General features: G+C 45.9%; 3 protein-coding genes. 1 reads left to right on the top strand and 2 read right to left on the bottom strand.

Going from position 1 to position 5864, the window contains the following annotated elements:
* Positions 1–5303, bottom strand: a 5303-nt coding sequence (locus KDK17_RS18635) for a hypothetical protein (protein ID WP_257288771.1), incomplete at its 3' end; no start/stop codon positions are given.
* A 104-nt stretch (positions 5304–5407) separates the two neighbouring features.
* Here KDK17_RS18635 and KDK17_RS18630 point away from each other — a divergent pair.
* Positions 5408–5536, top strand: a complete 129-nt coding sequence (locus KDK17_RS18630) for a hypothetical protein (protein WP_257275467.1) — start codon at positions 5408–5410, stop codon at positions 5534–5536.
* A 95-nt stretch (positions 5537–5631) separates the two neighbouring features.
* Here the strand turns inward: KDK17_RS18630 and KDK17_RS18625 are convergent.
* A partial coding sequence (locus KDK17_RS18625) for a hypothetical protein (protein WP_257275470.1) occupies positions 5632–5864 on the bottom strand: 233 nt, incomplete at its 5' end.

Genomic DNA, 5864 nt, shown 5'->3' with positions numbered 1-5864 from the left:
GCCTGCATCAATGTGTCATGGATAGCCTTGATCAGCTCTGATTCAGACACGCCAATGGCATTGGCGTATGGTGTCAGGGTATCCTGAACATTGGCCAGAAATGCAGCCGTCTTGCGGCCGTTTTCGAAGGCGATGTCGTCAAGAACGTAGTTAGCGATGACAGAAGCTGCGTACTCCTTCATGCCGGCAACTGATTCCTGCATACCTGCCGGGCCAGTTGCGGTCATGATCACAGGAGAAAAAGCACTCTGTACGAACTCGTCAACACCCTCGTCGGACAGCATCTGGACAACGGCCCTGAACTGGGGCACCTTGATGCCGTGTCTGTAGCCAAGGAAGTGTTCAAATTCATCCACTGTCTGGTAATCATCGACACCTCTGACAGCCTTTAAATAGTGCTCAAGTTCAATCTTGCTGATCAGACCTTCTCGCAGTAAAGCAATGATCCTGTAACCACTGGCAGAACGGGCAGCGAAGTATTCCGAGAAGCTTTTCAGATCCTTTGGTTCGTGTTCAACGAAGTGAATAGCTGCTTCGCCCATGCCATAGATTTCATCGTCGTACTCTTGTGGTCCGGTTTTAATGTGAGTCCTTGCCCAGTCTGCCAGATTCTGGACTTTTTCCAAAGTATTCAGAGACTGATCTTCTACAGGCTGGAACATGAATGTTGTCTTCAGATTTTTGAAGACTTCCACAATCCGTCTGATCTGGGCAAATTTCAGATCGTCTCCGACCAATGCTTGCAAGTGAATCGGTGCAAATTCATCGTCAAAGTCAAAAGTCGGAAGATAGGGTCTGACTTTACCGCTGTTTTCTGCTGATTCTATGAGACCCATTGCGGCTTCCAGAGCCTGTTTCTTCAGAGAGTGCGCCCTGGCAAAGGCGTGGATATCGGCCAGTATATTGGCCTGTCCCGGCGTGTACTGGAAGAACCCACCCTTTTCTATGGCGGCTTCCTCAGAAGATTTCAGAACTTCCTTCAATACGCTTATTTCCGCTTTCCTGATTTCTACTTCTTTGTTCAGACTTTGCTCTTCCCGGGCCAGTTGCACAAGTGCGCTGGCAGTAACATCATCCCCGCCCAGTTTCAGCTGTCTCTTTCTCAGGGCTTCAACCCGTTCAGCGTTGCTGAGAGTGGGCGCTGGCTTGAGACCCACGTCATCTTCAATGGCTTTAAGATTTGTTTGATGATCCTCCAGAGCTTTTTGTGCTTTTGATATTCTGACTCCTACGTTTTTCTGGCCTGAACTCATCATGTTTCTTATGTTTTTAAGCAGGCTTGCAGATTCCGGATTCTTGTCTTTGGAATCCTTAATCCTCTGATTTTGACGCTTCAGATCTTCCTGATATCTCTTGTCTCTCATCTTTTCACCGGTTAACTCCATCTCTATGCGATCGTGCTCAAGCAAAAACTTCGTGATTTGAAGGTACTTTTTTCTGGTTTCAGGCAGTTCACCCACTGTTTGATCAACTTCACCCTGATCATGAGTGTCTGCATGTGTTTTAATGGCGGTGAAGTCATCCTCTTTTGCCAAATTATCAGGGGCACCCTCAACAGAGATTTTCAGTTCTGATGTGGCGGCTCCTGGTTTTTGAACGATTTCATCGTGTTTCTCTGAATCTTCACTCTGCAAAAAGTGTCTGATGTCGTTTACTCGCTCTCCGGTCGTTTGCTTAAAAACCAGTGTCAGACCTGATTCGGTCTGAAATTTTTTGATTACCTGATCAGGCGCTGCCTTGTCGTCATTCGTGATAGGGGCGACGTTAGCGGGATTTTCACAGATCTCCTCCTGTTTGCGACGGACAGCCTCCAGTTTGCGATAAGGAGCCTCTAGCTCAGTTTCAGCATCCCTTATCGCTGTCCTGACTTCGGCTACCTCAGATTCAGTGTATCGGTGTTTGGGCTTCAGGAGAGCCATCTGCCTGTCAAGCTCAGTATCAATGGCTGCGATACGCTCATTGACTAGAGGCAGACCCGCTGTGTCGACTTTGTCGTACAGCTCCTCGAGTGTTTTTTTAATGAGATGGATTTGATCATCTTTCGAGGCATCATCTTTATAGTCCTTAATGTTGAGTTGACGAGCAATTTCATTGTTTTTATTTCTTCTGATACCCTCATTGTCATAAGGTTCGCCTACTTCATTCTCTAATTCCCAAATTTTATGAGTCAGAACATCCTCCAGTGGATGCAGGAAGTTGACTTTTTCAAATTCTACTTTCAGAATTTCGGCCAGTTTAATTTTCAAATCCTTGCCTCTTTCTTTAGCAGCAACGTTTTGACTTGCGTCGATGCCTAGCTCATCCTCTATATCATCAAGCATCTGAATCTGTCTTCCCAAAGCGCGCTCATCGGCTTCTTCGACACCATAGGTCAGTACCGAATGGAGCTTCTCAAGTTTTGCTTCCCTTTCTTCGAACTCAGCCGGGATTTTTTGTCTCCAGAGGGTATGCACCAGATCATTCAGTTTTTTTTCGGAGACGACATTGCCGTCAAGAGTTGCACGAACCTTGTCAAGCCTTGCTTTTTTGTGTTCATATTTATTGACTTCAATTTCGAGTATTTTTTCAGCATCTGCCAGTATTTCCAAAGCCTTTTCCTCTGACTGCTGTCTGGCTTTTGTCATGTACGTCTGAATTTCCTCAGAAATCGCGCGACGACGGGAATACACATCGCCCTCCTCACCACTGTGCTTCTTATTCAGGGCTCTCTCCACGCCTCTCAGTTTCCTGAGTACTGTGGGCATGGCTTTGAGGTGGTCAGGTGTTCTGATATCTTTCATTGTTAGTTGAAAATTTGGATGAATGCGGAACGCGCGATTTAATGCTTCGATATCTGCCTTTTGTTCTTCTGGTGCGATGTCTTTATCCGGTCTGAAACGCAAAATCCATTCCACACCATCGTTCATGGATTTGACGTGAGGTTTTTCCGAACAGCATTTATCATTGAGTTTTCGGATTCTTTGAAACAGATCATTCTGATGGTCGTCCAGTGGAACATTCGTTGACTGAAGTTCGTTAAGCAAATTTTTTTGTCGAAGATTCTGCATATGAGCTTTCTTTATTGCAGTGTTCAGTGATTCAATTTTGTGAAGCAGTCGGTATTCTTGAAAGTCAATATCTGTGTTGCTGTCAAAATTATTAATGTTTAAATCTAAGGCAAGAGTTTTATAGCGGGCTTTGATTTCAGCTTCAGCTTCTGTTCCAATGCTCTGTTGCTGAAGAGGGTGTTCGATCTGAACTGTCTGCTGCTTGAGATGCTTTTGAATGGCCTGATGAATGGCATAGTGACGGGCTTCCATGTCCTCTTCGTTTTTCGGAACCAGGCCTAACCGACCTTCAACGATAGCCATTTTTTTCCGAAATGCCTCGTGGTTCTGTTCAGCGTGTTGTCGCAAATAATTTTGAATGAACTGAAAGCGGGCACCCAAATCCTTATCATTGCCTTGAAAAATACTGAGCTGGCGCTCTATGGCGGTCAGTGTTGCTTCTGCAGTGTCTCCGTCAGGCTTTCCTGTTGCGGCAAATGTTGAGGCAAGCGACTGGTCAATTTCATGACTTGTCTTTCTGATAAGTCTGGCTTGTTCTTCAGTTGGCTGGCTATCATCCGGGTTATCAATACCAAGCTCTGCTGCCAGTTGAGTATTTCGAGCTCTGATGGCATCTGCTATGACATCATGAACATGCTTTTCCAGCCTGAGTTGTTGCGCTCTCAGTTTTTCCGTTTTACTGGCAGTGGCTTGCTCCGTTGAGAGCTTTAACTGGTTTCTAAGCTGGAAGAGTTGAGTTTCTGCTGTCCACAGTTCTTGCAGCTTGCTTTCATTCTCAATCAGCTGTTTGACCATGTTGACAGTGATCCTGGAAGCAAACTCTATGTCGTTCTCAGGAGCATCAATTCGCGCTCGGTGGAGATCGTTGATATCAGGTATAACTTTCTGAATATTCTGAATAAAATGCGGGTTAACCAGAAGGTTTCCAAGTGCGGGTTTGAAGCTGAAGTGTTTTACGAGTTGCAACTGCAACCAGCAGGGCGTGATGGCCGACGAAGCGGCTCTGATATGACCTGGTGTGAATTCAAATTTATAGGCATTATCCGGATTAGCAATGGTCAATGCCTGCTGGAGAGATTCATAGTATGCAAGCGTCTTCAGTTGATGTTCGTTAAATTCAGTATCGTGGTGTGCAGCCAGCTCCTCCAGCACTGCCATCTGCCTGCTCCGAATAACGTACCGGTAGTTTTGGATATCATAGCTTTTAAACCACTTTTTTACTGAATGAGCGGGCTTATCACTCTCATCTTTTTCCCAGAGTTTATGGAGTTTTTCTACAACAGCGATATTGTTCGGATACTGCTTCTGTCCACGAAAAACAATAACTTCCTCCAGCGCTTCTGTTACTTCCAACTTTGGATAGCCCGCAGGTGCAGTATAAACCTGTGTGTCATCCTCGACGTGTACAACATATCCGACGGGTTTGCTGTGTGCTAACAGTTCATTGAGAGCCTGTTGTTGTAAATCCTCTTCTAAAATATGAACCTGGATATAGGCGGAGGTGGCTGCCGCCAAGAGAGCCTCATCATTGACAAAGAGTGATTGACCCAGGCGCTGCAGTTCAGGGGGCTGATCGCCCGAAGCGATAAGACGCATAAAGGTGCGCCCTTTCACTGCAACTTTTTCAACTTCAATGGTGGCAAGGGGAACGTAGTGATCGCCAGGGCCGAGGTCGATGTCTCCTGCCATGAGATCGACAGTGTCGAGCAACTCAGCCAGCTTTAAAGGTTTGGCGATTTTCGTTAGTGGGTCTAACGACAGGCTGCCACCTGATTGTCGACGAACAAACTCAATTGAATCCTGAACGGTAATTTTGCCTCTGACTTCAATGACCAGTTCCTTTTCTCCAAGGTTATGGGTGAACCTGAAAACTCCTTCATCGCCCACTTTCAGGACTTTGGTGTATTTCTGAGCAACGCCATTTTCGTCTGTTTCAAACAGATCAACACTGGAAACGTCACTTGTAACTTCAGCAAGAATTTCTGTAAAACTCATAGCAGGAACGTAATAGCTTTCCCTGCGATCAGGCTTATCACGATAGGTGGTGGTAAAGGATTTAAGTATTGGCTGCTGGTCATGACCTAACGTTGGCCGAACCGTGATCCCTCTCTGGGTATACTCTTTACGTCCATTGTCCAGTATATCGACAGACTTTATGTGTAGCTTGCGATCGGCCAGTGCTTGTGTACCAATGAAGGAAGAGCTGATGGCAAAGGCCACTGCAAGGCTTAACGCATTGGGACGAGCATATGTCATTCTAGTACCTCAGGGCTGAGTACTTTTATCACCGTGACAAGTGAATGCCAAACCGGGCAGGGAAGGGTGCTTTCAATCGTTCAATTTAGCTGAGAGTTGTTCGTTTGCGTTGTTTTTTTCAGGGAAGGAATATCCATGCCACTCCGGACGAAGAAACGCTTGAGACGTTTACGCCCGAAGTCGATCCCGGTACCGTGTCCCATAGTTCGGGCAATACGGGACAGGTTGACTGAACCCATCTGGATGAGGCCAAAAATAACCAGCTCATATCAAGCTTTGTCTCGAAATCGTCTCCTACCGGGATGTATTCCTTTATATTGGTTTCTGATCAGAGTTCGTCTCGGGTATTCTCATTGTCACGCCAACCTTTATCAAGATTTGCCTGTGTTGGTTTCACGACTTCAGGTAGAAGACCTGACTGAGGAGCATTTCTCTTGTCATGAACAGGAACTTTCTTGTCAACGCTTTGTTGCCAGTCGTAAAAGACACCCAGAGTGTAGGAGTATGGAATACTTTCTGCGTGGGAGAATGACCATTTAGGCACATTTTCCTTGAAGTATT

This window comes from Endozoicomonas sp. SESOKO2 (genome assembly GCF_024606245.1).
Classification (GTDB): Bacteria; Pseudomonadota; Gammaproteobacteria; order Pseudomonadales; family Endozoicomonadaceae; genus Endozoicomonas_A.
This window is presented reverse-complemented; position numbering and strand designations above follow the sequence as displayed.